General features: G+C 67.5%; 16 protein-coding genes. 8 read left to right on the top strand and 8 right to left on the bottom strand.

Features of this window, described 5'->3' with window-relative positions; translation table 11 throughout:
- Positions 1–62 precede the first annotated feature (62 nt).
- Positions 63–1247, top strand: coding sequence for a threonine synthase (locus BM004_RS28465; RefSeq protein ID WP_371270873.1), 1185 nt, complete (start codon positions 63–65; stop codon positions 1245–1247).
- A gap of 26 nt (positions 1248–1273) precedes the next feature.
- Here BM004_RS28465 and BM004_RS28460 read toward each other — a convergent pair whose 3' ends face one another.
- Positions 1274–1900, bottom strand: coding sequence for a helix-turn-helix transcriptional regulator (locus tag BM004_RS28460; RefSeq protein WP_093134960.1), 627 nt, complete (start codon positions 1898–1900; stop codon positions 1274–1276).
- A gap of 112 nt (positions 1901–2012) precedes the next feature.
- Here BM004_RS28460 and BM004_RS28455 point away from each other — a divergent pair, with 112 nt between their 5' ends.
- On the top strand, positions 2013–3164 hold the full coding sequence (locus BM004_RS28455) for a threonine synthase (protein ID WP_093218522.1): 1152 nt from the start codon (positions 2013–2015) through the stop codon (positions 3162–3164).
- Positions 3165–3194: 30 nt separating this feature from the next.
- Here BM004_RS28455 and BM004_RS28450 read toward each other — a convergent pair whose 3' ends face one another.
- The gene (locus tag BM004_RS28450) at positions 3195–4193 is read right to left on the bottom strand and encodes an ornithine cyclodeaminase family protein (RefSeq protein WP_093218521.1); all 999 of its coding nucleotides are present in this window, start codon (positions 4191–4193) and stop codon (positions 3195–3197) included.
- A 57-nt stretch (positions 4194–4250) separates the two neighbouring features.
- On the bottom strand, positions 4251–4559 hold the full coding sequence (locus BM004_RS28445) for a hypothetical protein (RefSeq protein ID WP_093134803.1): 309 nt from the start codon (positions 4557–4559) through the stop codon (positions 4251–4253).
- Between the two features lie 169 nt (positions 4560–4728).
- Here BM004_RS28445 and secA point away from each other — a divergent pair, with 169 nt between their 5' ends.
- The 6 genes from secA (at position 4729) to BM004_RS28415 (ending at position 14216) form a co-directional block, all read left to right on the top strand.
- Positions 4729–7515 carry a preprotein translocase subunit SecA gene (secA, locus tag BM004_RS28440; protein ID WP_093134806.1) on the top strand — a complete coding sequence of 929 codons (2787 nt, stop codon included), beginning with the start codon at positions 4729–4731 and terminating at the stop codon, positions 7513–7515.
- A 164-nt stretch (positions 7516–7679) separates the two neighbouring features.
- Positions 7680–8909, top strand: a complete 1230-nt coding sequence (argJ, locus tag BM004_RS28435) for a bifunctional glutamate N-acetyltransferase/amino-acid acetyltransferase ArgJ (RefSeq protein WP_093218520.1) — start codon at positions 7680–7682, stop codon at positions 8907–8909.
- Positions 8906–9793, top strand: a complete 888-nt coding sequence (locus BM004_RS28430; protein ID WP_093218519.1) for an ATP-binding protein — start codon at positions 8906–8908, stop codon at positions 9791–9793. The genes argJ and BM004_RS28430 overlap by 4 nt, the downstream gene beginning before the upstream one ends.
- Positions 9790–10236: an NUDIX domain-containing protein gene (locus BM004_RS28425; RefSeq protein WP_093218518.1), complete on the top strand. Its 447-nt coding sequence runs from the start codon at positions 9790–9792 to the stop codon at positions 10234–10236. Before BM004_RS28430 ends, BM004_RS28425 begins: the two co-directional genes overlap by 4 nt.
- Positions 10237–10239: 3 nt before the next feature.
- Positions 10240–12213: an acyltransferase family protein gene (locus BM004_RS28420; protein ID WP_093218674.1), complete on the top strand. Its 1974-nt coding sequence runs from the start codon at positions 10240–10242 to the stop codon at positions 12211–12213.
- Positions 12214–12230: 17 nt separating this feature from the next.
- Positions 12231–14216, top strand: a complete 1986-nt coding sequence (locus tag BM004_RS28415; protein WP_093218517.1) for an acyltransferase family protein — start codon at positions 12231–12233, stop codon at positions 14214–14216.
- 33 nt (positions 14217–14249) lie between these two features.
- On the opposite strand, the gene BM004_RS28410 is transcribed toward BM004_RS28415, so the two are convergent.
- From BM004_RS28410 to coaE, 5 genes are all read right to left on the bottom strand, one after another.
- A complete protein-coding gene (locus BM004_RS28410; protein WP_093134821.1) occupies positions 14250–14459 on the bottom strand; it encodes a DNA gyrase inhibitor YacG in 210 nt (69 codons plus the stop codon).
- On the bottom strand, positions 14456–15211 hold the full coding sequence (gene zapD, locus BM004_RS28405) for a cell division protein ZapD (RefSeq protein WP_093134824.1): 756 nt from the start codon (positions 15209–15211) through the stop codon (positions 14456–14458). The genes BM004_RS28410 and zapD overlap by 4 nt, the downstream gene beginning before the upstream one ends.
- Before the next feature lie 39 nt (positions 15212–15250).
- Positions 15251–16285 (bottom strand): hypothetical protein, encoded by a 1035-nt coding sequence (locus tag BM004_RS28400; protein WP_093218513.1) that lies wholly within the window; start codon positions 16283–16285, stop codon positions 15251–15253.
- A gap of 1 nt (position 16286) precedes the next feature.
- Positions 16287–17780, bottom strand: coding sequence for an MBOAT family O-acyltransferase (locus BM004_RS28395; RefSeq protein ID WP_093218512.1), 1494 nt, complete (start codon positions 17778–17780; stop codon positions 16287–16289).
- Between the two features lie 69 nt (positions 17781–17849).
- Entirely contained in the window at positions 17850–18458 is a 609-nt protein-coding gene (coaE, locus tag BM004_RS28390; protein ID WP_177206629.1) for a dephospho-CoA kinase, read from the bottom strand.
- Positions 18459–18461: the final 3 nt, after the last annotated feature.

The raw sequence follows: 18461 nt of genomic DNA, 5'->3' as shown, positions 1-18461 counted from the left end.
CTCTCAATGCATGACCCGTGACGACATCGCCCGTTCTGGACCTCAAGTTCGCCATGCCTTCCATGGACCGCCCTGCCCATCCCTCGGGAAATCCCTTGGGTGTGGTGCGCGACCGGACGCCCAAGCCCGCGCGCAACCCGCAACTGCGCGGCCTGCAATGCCTGCGCTGCGATGCGCTCTACCCGGTCACGCTCACGCACGACGGCTGCCCGGCCTGCCGCCGCGCGGGCTTTCACGTGGCCTTGCGCGCCAGCTACCTGCCGGACAGCGCCGAGACCGTACCGATGCCCTACGGCCCCGGTTTCACGCTCGGCGAAGGCGGCACGCCGCTGCACGACATGCCGGCGCTGGCCGAGCAGTTCGGCGTGGCGCGGCTGAGCATCAAGGACGAGTCGTGCAACCCCACCGGTTCGCACAAGGACCGCATGACCGCCGTGGGCGTGGCGCAGGCGCTCGACTTCGACGCCCACACGCTGGTGCTGGCCTCCTCGGGCAATGCGGCCGTGTCGGCCGCGCACTACGCCTGGGCCGCGGGCCTGGGCTGCGAGGTGGCCACCTATGAGGGCATGCCGGCCACCTACGCGCGGCAGCTCGACGCGCTGGGCGCGCGGCGCTACATGTTCGCCGACAACGCGGGCCGCTGGGCCTTCGTGCGCGAGCGCTCGCAGCATCCCGGCTACTTCGCGCTGACCAACTACCGCCTGCCGGCGCTGGGCAGCGCGCCGCTGGCGATCGAGGGCTACAAGCCGATTGCGCTGGAGTGCGTGACCGACGGCGGGGTGCCGGACCACATCGTGATCCCGACCGGCCGCGGCGACCTCGGCTGGGGCGTCTACGCGGGCTTTCGCGACCTGCTGGCCGCGGGGCGCATCGCGAGATTGCCGCGGCTGTGGCTGGTGGAGCCGTTCCCGCGGCTGTCGCGCGTGCTCGACGGCGGCGCCATCGACGCCAGCTACCCGGGCCACACCGCGCAGCTTTCCACGGCGGGCGCCACCGTCACCTACCTGCAGTGGCAGGCGGCCAGCGCCACGGGCGGCGGCGCGGTGGTGGTGAACGACGAGGAGGCCCGCGCGGCGCGGCGCCTGCTCACCGCGGCCGGCGTGAGCGCCGAGCTGTGCGCCGCCGGCGGCCTGGCGGCATTGCGGCAACTGCGCGCCAGCAACGCCGTGGCGACCGATGCGCACGTGGTGCTGATGCTGACGGCCAACGCGTCGAGCGACCCGAGCTGGCCCGACCGCGCCGCCTGATCGCTGGCGAGCCGCAATAGGCAGATTTACTTCGCGTCGCTGTACACCGTGGCGCGCGACACGCCCATGTGCGCCGCGGCAATCTCGGCGCCCCGGCGCACCTCCAGCAGGCCGGCCTTCTTCAGTTCCTGCACCAGCTGCTTGCGGTCGGCCGGCTTCAGCGAGCGCGAGGTGGTGGCGCGCGCGGCAGCGAACTCGTCGATGCGCGCGTGGATGCGGTCCGAATGCGCGCCGCCCGCCTCGAGGTGCTCATGCACTTCCTTGTCGTCGATGCGCGTGAACTGCGAGATCGCCCCCTGGAAGCTCTGGAACAGCGTGAGGTCGACGTTCAGGCACAGCGCGGCCACGTACTCGCCGCTGTCGTCCTTGATGCCGATCGACGTGCTCTTGACCTTGCGCCCGTCGGGAAAGGTGTTGGCGTAGTTCACGATCACCGCCGGAAACTCCGGGTCGCGGATGCGCGCCAGGCCCAGTTCGGTGACCGACTCGCCCACCTGCCGGCCGCTCAGGCTGTTCTCGATCGCGTAGATCGCGTTCTGCGGGTTGCTCAGGTCGTGCACCACCACTTCGCAGAAGGGCGCAAAGGTTTCGCCCAGGCCCTCGGCCACGTTGCCCAGCATCTCCAGGAGCTGCTTGTTCGACTTCTTCTTCATGGACAGCAATGTATCCAGCTCTGGACGAAGAATCCAATATATACAAAAAATCCAGTATTGGATGTATTATCCAGAATTTCCAACTTCGTCCAGTTTGATCCAGGAGCCGCGAATGACCGTGAACGAACGCGCACGCTATGTCGATCCCCGCACCGGCAGGCACCATGAACTCTCCGAGCGCCGCTGGCGCTCGGACGACGGCAACCCGATGATGGTCACGCCGCTGCCCGGCATCGGGCGCGCCGACATCGACTCGCGCACCCGCTCGCTGTGGCGCTACCGCGCGGCGCTGCCGGTGGCCATCGAGCAGCCCGCGAGCATGGGCGAAGGCTGCACGCCGCTGGTGCAGAAACGCTGGGGGGAGCACGCGCCGTACTTCAAGCTCGAGTGGTTCAACCCGACCTGCAGCTTCAAGGACCGCGGCGCGGCGGTGATGATGTCGTTCCTGCGGCAGATCGGCGTCGACGCGGTGCTGGAAGACAGCTCGGGCAATGGCGGCGCGGCCATCGCAGCGGCTGGCGCGGCGGCCGGCATGCGCGTGAAGGTGCTGGCGCCGAGCTACACGCCCGCGCCCAAGGTGGCGCAGATCAAGGCCTTCGGCGCCGAGGTGCAACTGGTGCCGGGGCCGCGCGAGGAGTCCGAGTACGAGGCGGTGCGGCAGTCGGAATCGATCTTCTATGCCAGCCACAACTGGCATCCGTTCTTCCTGCAGGGCACCAAGACGCTGGCGTACGAGCTGTGGGAAGACCTGGGTTTCGTGGCGCCCGACAACGTGGTGATTCCGACCGGCGCGGGCAGCAACGTGCTCGGCTGCTGGATCGGCTTCAAGGAGCTGCTGGCGGCGGGGCAGATCACCAGGCTCCCGCGCATCTTCGTGGCGCAGCCGCTGAACTGCTCGCCGATCGATGCGAGCTTCACGGCCGGCGCGGACACGCTGGTCGAGCGCGTCGTGCAGCCCACGATCGCCGAAGGCACGGCGATCAAGCGGCCGGTGCGGCTGATGGAAATCCTGCAGGCGCTGCGCGAGACGAACGGCCGCACCGTGGCGCTGACCGAGGCGCAGATCGCGGCCGCGGTGCGCCGGCTGGCGGCCAGCGGGCTCTACACGGAGCCGACCTCCGCGTCTGCCGCGGCGGCGATCGACGTGCTGGCGCAGCGCGGCGACATCAAGCCGGCCGAGACCACGGTGGCGGTGCTGACCGGCACCGGGTTGAAGTCGACGCAGTTCATGACGGAATTGTTCGGTGGCGACGCCGAAGCCTGAAGCCGCCTGAACTTCGTTACCTGGGCCGCGCTACCAGGGCCACGCGATGCGTGTGCCCGTGCCGGTCTCGGCCGCGCGCGCATGCAGCAGGCGCGCCACGGTCAGGTCCTGCAGGGCGAGGCCGGTCATGTCGAAGACCGTGATGTCGCCGGCGTCCCGCTCGAAGGTGGCCTTGCCGCTCAGCAGGTCGCCGAGCTCGACGCAGGCGGTGTCGGGCGCCCATTGCATCTCGCCGATCTGGCTGGCCTGCACGCGGTCGTCCACGACGAGGCGCGCGCGGGCCAGCAGGCCGTCGGGCAGTTCGCGCTTGCCCCGCGTGTCGGCGCCGACGCAGTTCAGGTGCGTGCCGGGCCGCACGGCGTCCAGGTCGAAGAGCGCGCCGCCGCCCGGCGTGGCGGTGATGACGATGTCGCTGCGGGCCACGGCCGCGTTGCGGTCGGTGGCCGGCGCGATGCTGCAGCGGGCGGCGAAGCGGGCTTCGAAGTCCGCCTGGCGCTGGCCGCTCGCGCTCACATAAAGAACCTCGTTCAGCGAGGGAATCAGCCGCAGCGCGAAGTCGAGCTGGATGCGCGCCTGCACGCCAGTGCCGAACAGGCACAGCCGCGCGCTGCCGGGCCGCGCCAGCTGTTGCAGGCCCAGCCCGCCCGCCGCGCCGGTGCGCACGGTGGTCACCGTGTTGCCGTCGATCACGCACAGGGGCCGGCCCGTGGAAGGGTCGATCAGCAGGATGGTGGCCTGGTGCGGCTCGCCGCCGCGCTGCCGGTTGGCCGGCCAGAAGCCGGCCGCCTTGAAGCCGAGCAGGCCCTGGGCCTGCACGTCGCCGGACTTGATGCCGAACACGCCGCCCGTGCGCAGCGGCTCGCGCACGACCGGGAAGACGCGGCCCTCGCGCTCGCTGTGCAGCACGAAGGCCTCGCGCACGGCCTGTTGCACGTCGCCGGGGGAGAGGAGGGCGTCGACCTGGTGCTTGTCGAGCAGCAGGAGCTGGGCGTGCGAAGGCGCGGGAACGGGCTCGGTGGAAGGTGTCATCTGGAAATATTATCCAATTCCAGACAAAAAATCAAAAATAAGACGAGTCCGAAGCGTTCAGCGGCCGGTGTGCACCTTGATCCGGATCGTCGACACGTCCCAGCCGCGGTTCTTGAGCCGGGTGACCAGCATCGGCGCCAGCTGCCGCAGCTTGGCGGCCGCGGCGCTGCCCTTGACCAGCAGGCACCAGACGTCGCCCTCGGCCGGGCCGGGCAGGATGGCCGCGCGCATGGCCGGTGGAATCAGGCCTTCCACGGCCTTGAGCCGCTCGGCGGTGTCCCGCGCCCGCGCCATCAGGCTGCCCAGGGCGGGCGCGCCCTGCGCCGCGTCGTGCAGTGAAATGGCGGGGGGAAGTCGGCGATACATGCGTAATCCAGGGGTTAGAAACAAGACAGCTAAAATGCCCGGTTTGCCGGCGTTCGCGCCGGAAAAAAGGCCGCTTGCTTTAATGGGAAGCGCGCCCAACTGCTTTCACCATATCTTAGGGAATCCGGTCGAAGTGCCTGTCGTCTCAGGTGCCCGCCCATCTCCACCCATGGCAACCAACTTCCTGACCCAGATTTTCGGCAGTCGCAACGATCGGCTCCTCAAGCAGTATCGCAAGACGGTGGAACGCATCAATGCGCTCGAACCCGAGTTCGAGAAGCTCAGCGACGACGGGCTGCGTGCCAAGACGCAGGAGTTCAAGGACCGCATCGCCAAGGGCGAGGAACTGGATGCCCTGCTGCCGGAGGCCTTCGCCACGGTGCGCGAAGGCTCCAAGCGCGTCATGAAGATGCGCCACTTCGACGTCCAGCTGCTCGGCGGCATGGCGCTGCACAACGGCAAGATCTCCGAAATGCGCACCGGCGAAGGCAAGACGCTGACCGCCACGCTGCCGGTGTACCTGAATGCGCTGTCCGGCAAGGGCGTGCACGTGGTCACGGTGAACGACTACCTGGCCAACCGCGACGCGACCTGGATGGGCCGCCTGTACAACTTCCTGGGTCTGACGGTCGGCATCAACCTGCCGCAGATGCCGCGCGAGGAAAAGCAGCAGGCCTACGGCAGCGACATCACGTACGGCACGAACAACGAGTACGGCTTCGACTACCTGCGCGACAACATGGTCTACGAGCCGGGCGACCGGGTCCAGCGCGCGCTGAACTACGCGATCGTCGACGAGGTGGACTCGATCCTGATCGACGAGGCCCGCACGCCGCTGATCATCAGCGGCCAGGCCGAAGACCATACCGACCTCTACCTGGCCATCAACAAGGTGGTGCCGCTGCTGACCAAGCAGGAAGGCGAAGCCGACCCGCGCACGGGCGAAGGCGTGACGGTGCCCGGCGACTTCACGGTCGACGAGAAGACGCACCAGGTGTTCCTGACCGAAGACGGCCACGAGAACGCCGAGCGCATCCTGGGCGAGTTCAAGCTGCTGCCCGACGGCGCGTCGCTCTACGACCCGGCCAACATCACGCTGATGCACCACCTGAACGCGGCGCTGCGCGCCCGCCACCTGTACCACCGCGACCAGAGCTACGTGGTGCAGCAGGGCGAAGTGGTCATCGTCGACGAGTTCACCGGCCGCCTGATGACGGGCCGCCGCTGGAGCGACGGCCTGCACCAGGCCGTGGAAGCCAAGGAAGGCGTGGAGATCCAGGCCGAGAACCAGACGCTGGCCTCGATCACCTTCCAGAACTACTTCCGCCTGTACGGCAAGCTGGCCGGCATGACCGGCACGGCCGACACCGAAGCCTACGAGTTCCAGGAAATCTATGGTCTGGAGACCATGATCATTCCGCCGAACCGCATCAGCAAGCGCGACGACCAGCTCGACCGCGTCTACAAGACGACGCGCGAGAAGTACGAAGCGGCGATCCAGGACATTCGCGAGTGCTACGAGCGCGGCCAGCCGGTGCTGGTGGGCACCTCGTCCATCGAGAACTCCGAAATCATCGACGCGCTGCTCGAAAAGGCGGGGCTGCCGCACCAGGTGCTCAACGCCAAGCAGCACGCCCGCGAAGCCGACATCGTGGCGCAGGCCGGCCGCACGAAGATGATCACCATCGCGACCAACATGGCCGGCCGCGGCACCGACATCGTGCTGGGCGGCAACATCGAGAAGATGATCGAGGCGGTCGAGAACGACGAAGGCCGCGACGCGGCCGCCAAGGAAGCGGACATCGCGCACATCCGGGCCGAATGGACCAAGGACCACGAGTTCGTGAAGTCGCTGGGCGGCCTGCGCATCATCGCGACCGAGCGCCACGAATCGCGCCGCATCGACAACCAGCTGCGCGGGCGTTCGGGCCGCCAGGGCGACCCGGGCTCCTCGCGTTTTTACCTGAGCCTGGACGATCCGCTGATGCGCATCTTCGCGGGCGACCGCGTGAAGGCGATCATGGACCGCCTGAAGATGCCCGACGGCGAAGCCATCGAGGCCGGCATCGTCACGCGCAGCATCGAGAGCGCGCAGCGCAAGGTCGAGGCGCGCAACTTCGACATCCGCAAGCAGCTGCTCGAGTACGACGACGTGTCCAACGACCAGCGCAAGGTGATCTACCAGCAGCGCAACGACATCCTCGACGCGGGCGACCTCACGGCGCAGATCGCGGCGCTGCGCGAAGGCTGCTTCACCGACCTCGTGCGCCAGTACGTGCCCAGCGAGTCGGTCGAGGAGCAGTGGGACCTGGCCGGCCTGGAGAAGAGCCTGTCCAACGAATGGGGCATCGACATGCCCCTGCAGAAGGACGTGGAAGCCTCCGACGCCGTGGCCGACGAGGACATCGTCGAGAAGGTGCTCGCCAACGCGAACGAGAACTTCGACGCGAAGGTGGCGCTGATCGGCCAGGAGAACTTCACGCAGTTCGAGCGCATGGTGCTGCTGCAGAGCATCGACACCCACTGGCGCGAACACCTGGCCTCGCTCGACTACCTGCGCCAGGGCATCCACCTGCGCGGCTATGCGCAGAAGCAGCCCAAGCAGGAATACAAGCGCGAAGCCTTCGAGCTCTTCGGCCAGCTGCTCGACTCGGTCAAGAACGAAGTCACCCGCCAGTTGATGACGGTGCGCGTGCAGTCGGGCGAACAGCTCGAGGAAGCCGCCGAAGCGCTGGAAAGCCGCGGCGAGAACGTTGCCAACATCACCTACAGCGCGCCGACCGAGACCGGCGAGGTCGAGGTGCGCGTCGACGAGGAAAGCCAGCGCCGCGCGGCGTTCGCCGGTGCGGGCGCCATCAGCGCCGAGGCCGCGGCCTTCGGCCGTGTCGGGCGCAACGACCCGTGCCCCTGCGGCAGCGGCAAGAAGTTCAAGCAGTGCCACGGCAAGCTGAGCTGAGCAACGGACTCTCCCCCAGGCTTGTCCACTTCGTGTGACCTCCTTCCCCCTCGCCGGGGGCGATACCAGCGGCCCGGCAAGGCCGGTTGCGCGGTATTCCCGGCGAGGACCGGGGGGGTCCTTGGTACCGATGCAAAACTGATGCGCAAGAAGGAATAACTGCCATGCCCGTGAACCTGTCTGCCCCTGATCCCGCCGCCTTGTTCGCGGTGCCCGGCGTTCGCATCGGCGTGGCCGAAGCGGGCGTGCGCAAGGCCAACCGCAAGGACCTGACCGTCGTGCTGATCGACGAAGGCTCCGCGGTCGGCGGCGTGTTCACCCAGAACCGTTTCTGCGCCGCGCCGGTGCAGGTCTGCCGCGACCACCTGGCCTCGAACTTCGGCATTCGCGCGATGGTGATCAACACCGGCAACGCCAATGCCGGCACGGGCGAAGACGGCCTGATGCGCACGCGCGCCACCTGCATCGCGCTGGCACGCCACCTGGAGATCGCGCCCGAGCAGATCCTGCCGTTCTCCACCGGCGTGATCATGGAGCCGCTGCCCGTGGACCGCATCGAAGCGGGCCTGCCGGCCGCGCTGGCCGACGCCGGCGCCGACCACTGGGCGCGCGCGGCCGAAGGCATCATGACCACCGACACGATCCCCAAGGCGTTCAGCCAGCGGGTGCAGGTCGGCGGCGCCACGGTCACCGTCACCGGCATCAGCAAGGGCGCCGGCATGATCCGCCCGAACATGGCGACCATGCTCGGCTTCATGGCCACCGACGCGAAGATCGACGCCGCGCTGATCCAGCCGCTGGCCAAGCTGCTGGCCGATGCGTCGTTCAACCGCGTGACCATCGACGGCGACACCTCGACCAACGACTCGTTCGTGGTCATCGCCACGCAGAAGGCATCGCACGCCACCATCACCTCGCTCGACTCGGCCGACGGCCAGGCACTCGTGGCCGCCATGCAGAACGTGGCCCGTCAACTGGCGCAGGCCATCGTGCGCGACGGCGAGGGCGCGACCAAGTTCATCACCGTGCAGGTCGACGGCGGCAAGGACGCTGCCGAATGCAAGCAGGTGGCCTATGCCGTGGCGCATTCGCCGCTGGTCAAGACGGCCTTCTACGCCAGCGACCCGAACCTGGGCCGCATCCTGGCGGCCGTGGGCTATGCGGGCATCGCCGACCTCGACCAGACCGGCATCGACCTGTTCCTGGACGACGTGCACGTGGCGGTCAAGGGCGGGCGCAACCCGTCGTACCGCGAGGAAGACGGCCAGCGCGTGATGAAGCAGAGCGAAATCACCGTGCGCATCGGCCTGGGCCGCGGCAACGCCAGCGAAACCGTGTGGACCTGCGACTTCAGCCACGACTACGTGACGATCAATGCCGATTACCGGTCATGAATGAGCAGTTCCAAAGGCTGATCGAGCGCGCCGAGCAGCTCATTTCCCGCATCGAATCGGTCCTTCCGCAGCCGCTGGCCGCGCCCGCCGACTGGAACGCCTCCATCGCCTGGCGCTACCGCCGCCGCAGCTCGGGCCACGGCGTGCTCGAGCCGGTGAAGCATGTGGCCGCGATGTCGCTCGATTCGCTGAAGGAAATCGACGTCCAGAAGGAAAAGATCGCGCGCAACACGCAGCAGTTCGTCGAAGGCAAGCCCGCCAACAACGTGCTGCTGACGGGCGCACGCGGCACCGGCAAGTCGTCGCTCATTCGCGCCTGCCTGCAGACCTATGCGCCGCAGGGCCTGCGCCTGATCGAGGTGGACAAGGCCGAGCTGGTGGACCTGCCCGACATCGTCGAGGTGGTCTCGCAGCGGCCCGAGAAGTTCATCGTGTTCAGCGACGACCTGAGCTTCGACGAGGGCGAGCCGGGCTACAAGGCGCTGAAGTCGATCCTGGACGGATCGATTGCCGCGTCGACGCCCAACGTGCTGATCTACGCGACCAGCAACCGGCGTCACCTGCTGCCCGAGTACATGAAGGACAACCTCTCGTACACCCACACCGAGGACGGCGAAGTCCACCCCGGTGAAGTGATCGAGGAAAAGATCTCGCTGTCGGAGCGCTTCGGCCTCTGGGTGAGCTTCTATCCGTTCAGCCAGAACGAGTACCTGACGATCGTGGCCCAGTGGCTGTCGTCCTTCGGCGTGACACCGGCCGCCATCGAGGCCGCGCGGCCCGAGGCGCTGGTGTGGGCGCTGGAGCGCGGTTCGCGCAGCGGCCGCGTGGCCTACCAGTTCGCGCGCGACTACGCGGGACGGGACGCAGGGCGGGGTGCCGCGTGAGCGAAGCTCGCAAGCACACCGAGGTGGCGGTCGGCGTGTTGATCCGCCTGTCGGACGACGCGCTGCTGCTCTCGACCCGGCCCGAAGGCAAGGCCTATGCGGGCTTCTGGGAGTTTCCCGGCGGCAAGATCGAGGCGGGTGAAACGGTCGAGCAGGCGCTGCGGCGCGAGCTGCACGAAGAGCTCGGCATCACCATCGAGGGTGCGGAGGTCTGGAAGGTCACCGAGCACGACTACCCGCATGCGCTGGTGCGCCTGCACTGGTGCAAGGTGACGGCGTGGACGGGCGAGTTCGAGATGCGCGAAGGCCAGCAGATGGCCTGGCAGCAGTTGCCGCTGGACGTGACGCCGGTGTTGCCGGGCGCGTTCCCGGTGCTGCAGTGGCTGTGCGAAGAGCGCGGCCTGCCGTTCGAGGCGCCGCCGGTTGTCACGCCGGCCGCCTGATTGATGCATCCCAAGTACCGCCCGGACATCGATGGGCTGCGCGCGATCGCGGTGGCCTCCGTGCTGGTGTATCACGCCTTCCCCTCGGCGCTGATGGGCGGCTTCATCGGGGTCGACATCTTCTTCGTGATCTCGGGGTTCCTGATCACGACCATCATCCTGCAGAGCCTCGCGGCGGGCGACTTCACCTACCGCGACTTCTATGCACGGCGCATCCGGCGGATCTTCCCGGCGCTGACCGTGGTGCTGCTGGCGACGCTGCTCGCCGGCTGGTACCTGCTGCTGTCCGACGAGTTCGCCGAGCTCGGCAAGCAGACCGTGGGCGGCTCGGCGTTCGTCGCCAACCTGCTGTTCTGGAGCGAGTCGGGCTACTTCGACACGGCCGCCGAAACCAAGCCGCTGCTGCACCTTTGGTCGCTGGGCATCGAGGAGCAGTTCTACATCTTCTGGCCGCTGCTGCTGGGGCTCGCCTGGCGCAAGCGCTGGCCGATCGTGCGCGTGGTGTTGGCCGTGGCAGCGGTGTCGCTGGCGGTCAACGTGGCCACGGTGCACCCGCTGCCGGCCGCGTCGTTCTACTCGCCGGCTTCCCGTTTCTGGGAGCTGATGGTGGGCGGCATCCTGGCGTGCATGCGGTTGCGGCCGCCCACGCCCAACGTGTGGCGCAGCCATGTGCAGTCGGTGCTGGGCGTCGGGCTGATCGTGCTCGGGCTGGTGATGATCCGCAGCAACAAGGCGTTCCCGGGCTGGTGGGCGCTGCTGCCCACGCTGGGGGCGGTGAGCTGCATTGCCGCGGGCCCGACGGGCGTGCTGAACAAGTACCTGCTGTCGAATCGCGTGATGGTGTGGATCGGCCTCATCAGCTATCCGCTGTACCTGTGGCACTGGCCGCTGCTGGCATTCGTGCGCATCGTGGAAGCCGACCCGCTGCACCCGTCGCCGGTCTACCGTGCGGGTGCGATGGTGGCGAGCGTGCTGCTCGCATGGGCGACCTACCGCTTCGTCGAGCGTTACGCGCGCAACCGGCCCGGCCCGGGCACGCTCAAGGCACTGGCCGTGGGCATGGTGCTGCTGGCGGCGGCCGGCGTCGCGATCTTCCTCGGCGTGCCCCAGCCTCGCAACAACAATGCCCAACTGCAGATCGTGGCCAACGCCACGCTGGACGCCGGCTACTACGAGGGCTTCAAGCTCGACCAGATCGGCGAGCAGCTGATCTACAAGGTCGGCGGCGGGCCCAAGCGCGTGCTGTTCCTGGGCGACAGCCACGTGCAGCAGTACGCGCCGCGTGTGATGGAACTGGCCCGCTCGCTGTCGATGCAGGACAAGTCGGCCTGGTTCGCGACCCAGGGCGCGTGCCCCGCGGTGCCGGGCGTCCATGCGGACAAGAACATCGGCTGCGCCGAACGGCGTGACGCCATGCTGGCCTATGCGATGGGGCCAGAGATCGACTCGGTGGTGATCGGCGGTTGCTGGAACTGCTACTTCGTCGGGCACGGCGCGCTGGAGTACTACTTCCGCGATGCCGACAAGAAGGTCCATCCGTTCCAGAACGGCGACGGCATCGAGCGTTCGCTGGCCTCGCTGGAGTTCACGCTGCGCGAACTCGCACGGCACAAGAAGGTCTACCTGCTGCTCGACAACCCCGGCGGCGACAAGTTCTCGCCCAAGCGCCTGATCGAAGGCAGCCGCCTGACGCACATGGAAGCCATGACCTCGATGCCGACGACGCCGCTGCCGGCCGACCAGAAGCAGCTCAACGACCGGCTGCGCGCCATCGCCGAGGCGAGCGGGGCGGAGCCGATCGACGCGATGGCGGTGCTGTGCAAGAACGACCAGTGCCTGCTCACGCTGCCCGACGGCTCACCCGCCTACAAGGACGGCGACCACCTGCGCCCGCGCTACACCCGGGAAGAGGCGAGCTACTTCGACCGCACGGTGCGCACCGCACCCGCGGCCGAGCCGCAGAAACCTTCGCGCTGAGCGCGCCCGCGTGAACGATGCATCCCAAGTACCGCCCGGACATTGACGGCCTGCGCGCCATCGCGGTGGGCTCGGTGCTGGCGTACCACGCCTTTCCGAGCCTGCTGCCCGGCGGCTTCATCGGCGTCGACATCTTCTTCGTGATCTCGGGTTTCCTGATCACGACCATCCTTCTGCAGAGCCTCGCGGCCGGCGATTTCACCTACCGCGACTTCTATGCGCGGCGCATCCGGCGCATCTTTCCCGCGCTGGTGCTGGTGCTGCTCGCCACGCTGGCATTCGGCTGGTACGTGCTGCTGCCGGGCGAGTTCTCGCAGCTCGGCAAGCAGACCACGGGCGGTGCCGCGTTCTTCGCCAACCTGGTGTTCCTCGGCGAAGCGGGCTACTTCGACGCCACGGCCGAGACCAAGCCGCTGCTGCACCTGTGGTCGCTGGGGATCGAGGAGCAGTTCTACATCTTCTGGCCGCTGCTGCTGGGGCTTGCATGGCGCAAGCGCTGGCCGATCCTGCGGCTGACGCTGGCGGTGGCCATCGTCTCTTTCCTGGTCAACGTGGTCACGGTGCAGCCGCACCGCGCGGCGGCGTTCTATTCGCCGCTGTCGCGCGCGTGGGAGCTGATGGCCGGCGGGTTGCTGGCGGCGATGCGCCTGCAGGCCGCGAACGCAACGAGTGCGGCGTCGGTCTCGACGGATCCGCGGCCCTGGACGAAGCACGTGCAGTCCATCGTCGGCGTGGGCCTGCTCGTGCTGGGCCTGTTCATGACGCGCAGCACCAAGGCCTTTCCGGGCTGGTGGGCGCTGCTGCCGGTGCTGGGCGCGGTGAGTTGCATTGCCGCGGGGCCGAACGGCGTGCTGAACAAGTACCTGCTGTCGAACCGGGCGATGGTGTGGATCGGCCTCATCAGCTACCCGCTGTACCTGTGGCACTGGCCGCTGCTTTCGTATGCGCGCATCGTCGCGGGCGGGGAGCCTTCGCTGCAGGTGCGCATCGCGATGGTGGTGGCGGCGATCGTGCTGGCGTGGGCCACGTACCGTTTCCTGGAGCGCTTCGTGAAGCTGCATCTGTCGCAGGGCATGCTGCGCGGGCTGGCGGCCAGCGGCGCTGCGCTGGCGCTGGCTGGCGTGGTGGTGTTCCTGGGCACGCCGCTGCCGCGCAACGACAGCCAGGCCTTGCAGGCCGTGGCCGATGCCACGCGCGAGGACAACTACTACGATGGCTTCGAAGAAGCCGCGCTGGGCGACCAGTTCGTCTACCGCGCTGGCAACGGCAAGCACAACGTGCTGTTGATCGGCGACAGCCACGTCGAGCAGTACGCGCCGCGCGCGCTCGAGCTGCAGCGCACGCAGCCCGGCAAGGCGCGCACCGTGTACTTCGCGACCAAGGGCTCCTGCCCGCCGGTGCCGGGCCTGTTCAGCGGCGCCGACACGTCGTGCGACGAGCGGCGCGCAGCGGTGCTCGACCTGGCGCTCAAGCCGGAAGTCGATTCGGTGGTGATCGGAGCCTGCTGGAGCTGCTACTTCACCGGCGCCGGGCCCACGGTGAACTACTTCGTCGACGGCAAGACGGCCGTGCATCCGTTCCTCAATGGCGATGGCATCGACCTGTCGCTGCAGTCGCTGGGCGAGGTGCTGAAGCGGCTGTCGGCGCACAAGAAGGTCTACCTGGTGCTGGGCAACCCGGTCGGCATGGACTTCGATCCGCTCAAGCAGATTCGAGGCAGCCGACTTGGCGGCATGACCGCCGAGAGCGGGCAGCTCAAGGCCCCGATGCCGGAAGACCAGGCGCAGTTCAACGCGCGGTTGAAGGCGGTGGCCGAGGCCAACGGGGCGCAGGTGATCGCGCCTTTCGCCAGCTTGTGCGCGAACGGCCAGTGCCTGCGCAGCATGCCGGACGACGGTTCGCCGGCGTACAAGGACATCGGTCACCTCCGGCCACGCTATGCGCGCAGCTTCGCGACCTACATGGATCCGGCACTGCTGGACGAGGACGCGGGCGGCAAGTAGCCTGCGTGGCGCGGCCGTGGGCCGCTCGATCGACTATTGAATCTTGGGATCGCCGAACGGCTCGTCGTCGGGCGGAGCCTCGGCCGGCATGCGGAATTCTTCGCTCGCCCAGGCCCCCAGGTCGATGCCCTTGCAGCGCGCGCTGCAGAACGGCCGGTAGGCATTGCTCGGCGCGTAGATGCTGTCGCCGCCGCACGAGGGGCAGCGAACGATCCGCTCGCCCTTGTCGTTCACCGCGGTCATGCGCAGAGGGTCAGCTCGAAGGGCGCGTCGTCCGAGCTTTGGTGCAGGCGGTCGTCCTTGTCGTGGCGCATGAGGCGCACGGACACCATGAGACGGTTGCCGCTGATTTCAGGAATCAACCCCAGCTTGGGATCGATGCGCAGGCGCAGCAGCTGGAAGCTGCGGCCCTGCGGCAGGTTCTGCTGGAACTGGCCGTGGGTGGCGATGACCTTGTAGGGCACGTCGGTGTCGCGCAGCAGCTTGAGCAGCAGGTAGATCGACGATGCCAGTGGGGAGAGGGTGTTCGACCAGCGCTCCAAGTCCGCGCGGCGGTTGGGTGCGGGGCGGTGCTGCCAGGCGTAGTAGGCCGGCAGATCGAACTCGCAGGTGCCACCCGGAATGCCGGCGCGGCTGCGGATGCTCATGAGCCACTCGTTCTCCGTCAACGCCTGGCCGGCCTTGCCCGCCACGCCGTTGAGCGTGGTGAAGTTGCGTTCGAGCTGGCCGACGACCTGGTCGAGCACGGCCTCGGCGATCGCCGGATTGCCGCGGTAGCTGTTGAAGACGTTCTTGTGCTTGTCCAGGTCGCGCAGCACGTCGGCCTTCAGGTCGGCGCGCGCGGCGACGTCCATGATCTCGAAGATCGTGATCAGGGCGTAGTGATGGGACAGCGGCGATTCGGAGGGCACCAGCTCGCCGAGGCGGCGAAACAGGTGCTCCAGCCGCAGGTACGTGCGGATGCGCTCGTTGAAGGGGTACTCGTAGAGGATCACGCGTATCGGTTTTTCACGTCAGGTTCGAGCTTGTTGCGCTCATTGCGATTTGGCAGCCGGGGCGGGCAGCACCTGGCGTACAGCCTCCAGCATACGCTGACCGAAAAGAATGTAACCCCGGGTCGAGACGTGGGTCTCGTTGGCGGGGAAAAGATCCATCATCTTGAAGCGATTCTGCTCGGCAAGCTCGAACAGGTCCGGCCCGACATTCTGCGGGTTGAACACGGCCCTGAACGCGTCGGCATGGTTTTGTTGCAAATACACCGTGCTCTTGTTGGGCACGACCATCCACACGACCTTGTAGGGCGCGGCGGTGGTCTCGAAGCTCTTCATGAAGCGTGCCGACCCGGGCGACAGCGCATCGTTGACGCGGTCTTCGGCCGTCACCAGCAGCTTGTTGCAGGCGTGGTGGCTGAACTGCTTGCAGCCGTCGGGCACCACGCGCGAGTCGATCAGCGGACCCCAGCGCTCGGGCGTGTTGGTCCAATTGTCGGAGCGCAGGATGGCCTTGGTGTTGTGGTACGTGAACCAGCCGCTGAGCAACTGGGCATCCCAGTTGAGCTGGAAGCCGGGCGCGGGCCTGGCCGGGTTCTCGAAGGGCGGCGGCGTCGGCTTGAAGGCGTGCTTCATGGTCTTGCAGCCCTCGGACTTCTTCATGCGGTCCTCGAGCAGGCGCTCGATGCTCTCGACGATGACGACCTTGCCCTTGAAGCCCGACTTCTGGAGCCAGCCCGGGAAGTCCTCGCACAGCGCGCCGTTGAGGTTGTCCCAATGGGTGGTCGTCACCTTGTAGCCGGCGCCCACGAGCGACGCCTGCCAGGCGTAGCGCACGGAGAAGCTGTCGCCGATGACCAGGACGTCGGATTCGTTGATCGGCCAGGTCTTGACGTCGGCGTCGGGGATGGGCGGCGGCGGCGTGTGCCAGCCGAACTCGCGCTCCGAGATGCGGCCGATGCGCGTCAGGTCGCCGTAGGGAATGGGCGTGAAGAGGCTGACCAGCAGGAGTGCGCAGCACACCAGGTAGCCCGCGGCGAAGATGCGAAGCCAGGTCTTGGCCGATTTTGTGTCGTCCATGTCAGAACTGGAAATAGAGGAACGGGCTGTAGCTGCCGAACTTCGACACGCACAGGCCAAAAAGATAGATGCAGCCCAGGCCCGTGACCACGGTCGCCAGGCGCTGCAGGCGCGGCCGTCCGGCCAGGCCCGCCACGCTCGGGATCCAGCGGTCGAGCGTGATGGTGGGTGGCAATGCCAGGCAGATCAGCAGGCCGACGAAGAGGGTCTGGAAGAACTCGGGCTTGCGGAACGGCACGCGGAACTCGCTGAAGGCCGACACGGGCGCGCCGTGCAGGCCCAGCATGCCCTTGTAGATCTCGATGGCCGCCGGCAAGCTGTCGGCGCGGAACACGACCCAGGCGATCATCACGCACAGGAAGGTGATGAACCAGCCGATCACGCGGCCGTACCAGGTGGTCTTGGTGTTGCCGCGGCGCACCTTGGCGTTCCAGAAGTGGTTGACCATCAGGTAGGCGCCGTGCAGCGCGCCCCAGATCACGAAGGTCCAGGCGGCGCCGTGCCACAGGCCGCCCAGCAGCATGGTCAGGAACAGGTTGATGTAGCGGCGTGCCGGGCCCTTGCGGTTGCCGCCCAGCGGCACATAGAGGTAGTCGCGCAGAAAGGTCGACAGCGAGATGTGCCAGCGCCGCCAGAACTCGATCATGTTGGTCGATTTGTAGGGCGAGCGGAAGTTCAGCGGCAGCTGCACGCCCAGCACCAGCGACAGGCCCACCGCCATGTCGGAGTAGCCCGAGAAGTCGAAGTAGATCTGCAGCGTATAGGCCAGCACGCCGAACCACGCCGTGTACAGCGAGGGCATCACGCCTTCGTGCACGCCCTTGAACATCATGTCCGCGTACTGGCCCAGCGGGTCGGCGATCAGCATCTTCTTGCCCAGGCCGAAGACGAAGATGCCCAGCCCGAGCGCCACATTGTTGGCGTTGATCCTGTAGGTGGCCGGGTTGTTGAACTGCGGCATCATCTGCGCGTGATGCAGCACCGGACCCGCGATCAGGTGCGGGAAGTAGGTCACGAACAGTGCGTAGTGGATGAAGCTGCGCTCGTGCACCTTGCCCTGCCAGCAGTCGACCAGGAAGGCGATCTGCGTGAAGGTGTAGAACGAGATGCCGATCGGCAGCACGATGTGCACCAGGTCGATCTGCGAGAAGCCCGCAGCGGCCAGGCCGGCGTCGATGTTCTCCAGGAAGAAGTTGGCGTACTTGAAGACGGCCAGCACCCCGAGGTTGAGCACCAGCGCGATGATCAGCAGGGCCTTGCGGTGCTTGTCGTCGCGGCCGGGCGAGGGCGTGAGCCGCAGGCCGAACCAGTAGTTGACGCAGATCGACCCCAGCAGCAGGGGCAGCGCCTTGACGCTCCACCAGCCGTAGAAGAAGAGCGAGGCCAGGGCCAGGAAGCCCGCCGCCGATCGGGGACTGCGCGCACCGATCAGGAAGAAACCGATCAGGACCAGCGGGAAGAAAACGAAGATGAAGGGATACGAATTGAAAAGCATCGTGAGGGGCGCTGAGGCGTGCGCCGTTTGACGTGATCGTCGTGTAGCCGTCGCGGCGTCAACCCTAAATTATCGCGTGCCGGCCCGAACCCACCGTTCCCAGAGACCCCACACCTGCGAACCGAGTTCCGCCAGGCTCAGGGTCTCGTTGTAAATAACCGCGTCAGCGGCCGCCCGGCGCGCCTTGCGCGGGGCCTGCTGGACGATCACCGCCTTGACGGCGTCGGGCGCCCAGCCCGAGCGCGCGATCACGCGTTGCAGCTGGGTTTCTTCGGTTGCGTCGACCACCAGCACCCGGTCGACGATGGCGCGCCAGCGGCCGGATTCGACCAGCAGGGGCACGTCGAACACGACGATCGCGTCTTCACCGGCGGCCACGGCCTGGCGCTGTGTTTCGGTACCGATCAGGGGGTGGAGGATGGATTCGAGGCGCAGCTTGGCGCCGGCATCCGCGAAGACGATCTGGCGCATGGCGGCCCGGTCCAGCCCACCGTCGGGGCCGATGACGCCGCGGCCGAAGGCGCTTTCGAGCGCTGGCATGGCGATGCCGCCGGGCAGGGCGATGGCGCGGGCGATGGCGTCGGTGTCCACAAGGACCGCGCCCTGCTGTACGAGCAGTCCGGCGACAGTGCTCTTGCCGCTGCCGATACCGCCCGTCAGGCCGATGCGCCGCACCATGCC

The sequence above is a fragment of the Variovorax sp. OK212 genome (assembly GCF_900112425.1).
Classification (GTDB): Bacteria; Pseudomonadota; Gammaproteobacteria; order Burkholderiales; family Burkholderiaceae_C; genus Variovorax.
Note: the sequence above shows the minus strand (reverse complement) of the source record. Positions and strands in the feature narration are given on the sequence as shown.

Excerpts from the sequence above, each read along its gene's own strand:
- BM004_RS28465 (WP_371270873.1), top strand. The coding sequence starts at position 63 with ATGGACCGCCCTGCCCATCCCTCGGGAAATCCCTTGGGTGTGGTGCGC.
- BM004_RS28460 (WP_093134960.1), bottom strand. The coding sequence starts at position 1,900 with ATGAAGAAGAAGTCGAACAAGCAGCTCCTGGAGATGCTGGGCAACGTG.
- BM004_RS28455 (WP_093218522.1), top strand. The coding sequence starts at position 2,013 with ATGACCGTGAACGAACGCGCACGCTATGTCGATCCCCGCACCGGCAGG.
- BM004_RS28450 (WP_093218521.1), bottom strand. The coding sequence starts at position 4,193 with ATGACACCTTCCACCGAGCCCGTTCCCGCGCCTTCGCACGCCCAGCTC.
- BM004_RS28445 (WP_093134803.1), bottom strand. The coding sequence starts at position 4,559 with ATGTATCGCCGACTTCCCCCCGCCATTTCACTGCACGACGCGGCGCAG.
- secA (WP_093134806.1), top strand. The coding sequence starts at position 4,729 with ATGGCAACCAACTTCCTGACCCAGATTTTCGGCAGTCGCAACGATCGG.
- argJ (WP_093218520.1), top strand. The coding sequence starts at position 7,680 with ATGCCCGTGAACCTGTCTGCCCCTGATCCCGCCGCCTTGTTCGCGGTG.
- BM004_RS28430 (WP_093218519.1), top strand. The coding sequence starts at position 8,906 with ATGAATGAGCAGTTCCAAAGGCTGATCGAGCGCGCCGAGCAGCTCATT.
- BM004_RS28420 (WP_093218674.1), top strand. The coding sequence starts at position 10,240 with ATGCATCCCAAGTACCGCCCGGACATCGATGGGCTGCGCGCGATCGCG.
- BM004_RS28415 (WP_093218517.1), top strand. The coding sequence starts at position 12,231 with ATGCATCCCAAGTACCGCCCGGACATTGACGGCCTGCGCGCCATCGCG.
- BM004_RS28410 (WP_093134821.1), bottom strand. The coding sequence starts at position 14,459 with ATGACCGCGGTGAACGACAAGGGCGAGCGGATCGTTCGCTGCCCCTCG.
- BM004_RS28400 (WP_093218513.1), bottom strand. The coding sequence starts at position 16,285 with ATGGACGACACAAAATCGGCCAAGACCTGGCTTCGCATCTTCGCCGCG.
- BM004_RS28395 (WP_093218512.1), bottom strand. The coding sequence starts at position 17,780 with ATGCTTTTCAATTCGTATCCCTTCATCTTCGTTTTCTTCCCGCTGGTC.
- coaE (WP_177206629.1), bottom strand. The coding sequence starts at position 18,458 with ATGGTGCGGCGCATCGGCCTGACGGGCGGTATCGGCAGCGGCAAGAGC.